This is a genomic window from Sphingomonas sp. SRS2 (genome assembly GCF_000971055.1).
Lineage (GTDB): Bacteria > Pseudomonadota > Alphaproteobacteria > Sphingomonadales > Sphingomonadaceae > Rhizorhabdus.
This window is the reverse complement of record NZ_LARW01000065.1, coordinates 1-1733: the sequence shown is the minus strand read 5'-3', so window position 1 is coordinate 1733 and position 1733 is coordinate 1. Positions and strand designations below refer to the sequence as shown.

General features: G+C 66.2%; 1 protein-coding gene. It reads left to right on the top strand.

Annotated features, from left to right (window positions below; translation table 11 throughout):
* Positions 1-1733: pyrroloquinoline quinone-dependent dehydrogenase (locus tag WP12_RS06685; RefSeq protein ID WP_046192932.1), on the top strand; the 1733-nt coding region annotated here is incomplete at both ends.

Here is a 1733-nt window from a genome sequence, read left to right as displayed (position 1 = left end):
ACACCCCAGAGGCTGCGCCGCGCCTGGATCTACCACACGGGTGATATGCCCAAGGGCGACCCGGAAAAAAGCAAATATGGCGCCGAGACGACGCCCCTCAAGGTCGGCGACACGCTGTATCTCTGCTCGGCGACGAACATCCTGATCGCGCTCGATCCGGCCTCGGGCAAGCAGCGCTGGCGGTACGACCCGGGTGTGTCCGACAAATGGATTCCGTATACAGCGGCGTGCCGGGGGGTGAGCTACTACGCGGTGCCGCAAGTGGCCGCCGACGCCGCTTGCGCCACCCGGATCATCGAAGGCACGCTCGACGGGCGCCTGATCGCGGTCGATGCGCGTACTGGCCAGCCCTGCGCAGGTTTCGGGACCAACGGGGCTGTCGATATCAAACGCGGCATGGGCAAGGTCGCGCCTGGCATGGTATCGATTACCTCGCCGCCGACCATCGTTCGCGGCGTGATCGTGACAGGCCATCAGGTGCTCGACGGACAGGAGCGCAGCGCTCCGTCAGGCGTGATCCAGGGCTTCGATGCGGTGACCGGCGCCAAGCGCTGGGCGTGGGACATGGTCAATCCGCAGTGGGCCGGCGATCCGCCTGCGGGCCGGCAATATGCACGGGGCACGCCGAACATGTGGACCATCGCCAGCGGCGACGAGGCACTTGGCCTCGTCTATCTGCCGATGGGCAACTCGGCCGTCGATTATTGGAGCGGCAGCCGCAGCCCGCAGGAAAACGCCTTCTCGACCTCGCTCGTGGCGCTTGACGTGACCACCGGCAAGCCTCGTTGGCGCTTCCAGACGGTCCGCCGCGACGTCTGGGATTATGACCTCGGCGCGCAAGCGACCCTGATTGATTTTCCCAGCGGCGGCGCCTCGGTGCCGGCGCTCGTCCTGCCGAGCAAGCAAGGCGACATGTACGTGCTCGATCGCCGGACTGGCCGACCCTTGTTCCCGGTGCAGGAGCGCGCGGCGCCGCGCACGGGCGTCGAGCCGCAGTTGCGCAGCCCGACGCAGCCTTTCTCCAGCTTCCACACGCTTGCCTTCCCCCGTCTTCAGGAACGCGACATGTGGGGGATGTCGCCGATCGACCAGATGATCTGCCGCATCCAGTTTCGCCGCGCTGAGTACAGGGGGATGTACACGCCGCCGACAGCCGACCGGCGCTTCATCGAATATCCTGGCTACAATGGCGGGACCGATTGGGGAGGAATCGCCATGGATCCGGTGCGCGGGGTCATCGTCGCGAACTACAACAACATGCCCAACTATAATCGCCTCGTCCCGCGAGAGGAAGCGAAGCGCCTGGGCTTTCCGGTTCCGCGCAGCGAGGCGCGCGGCGGCGACATGGGCGAAGGCGGGCATGGATCGCAAGATCCGCAGGCGGGCACGCCCTACGCGATTTCCGTTAACCCGGGCTGGCGGCTGCCGCTTACCGGGCTGCTCTGCAAGCGCCCGCCCTATGGCGGCATCCGTGCGATCAATCTGCGCACCGGCCGCACGATCTGGGATCGGCCCTTCGGCACGGCAAAGCGTAACGGGCCCTGGGGCATCCCCTCAATGTTGCCGATCGACATCGGAACGCCGAACAATGGCGGCGCCATTGTCACGGCCGGCGGGCTCATCTTCATAGCTGCAGCGACTGACAATCTGATTCGTGCGATCGATCTGCGCACCGGCAAGACAGTTTGGAAGGACACGCTGCCCGCAGGCGGGCAGGCGACCCCGGCGGTTTA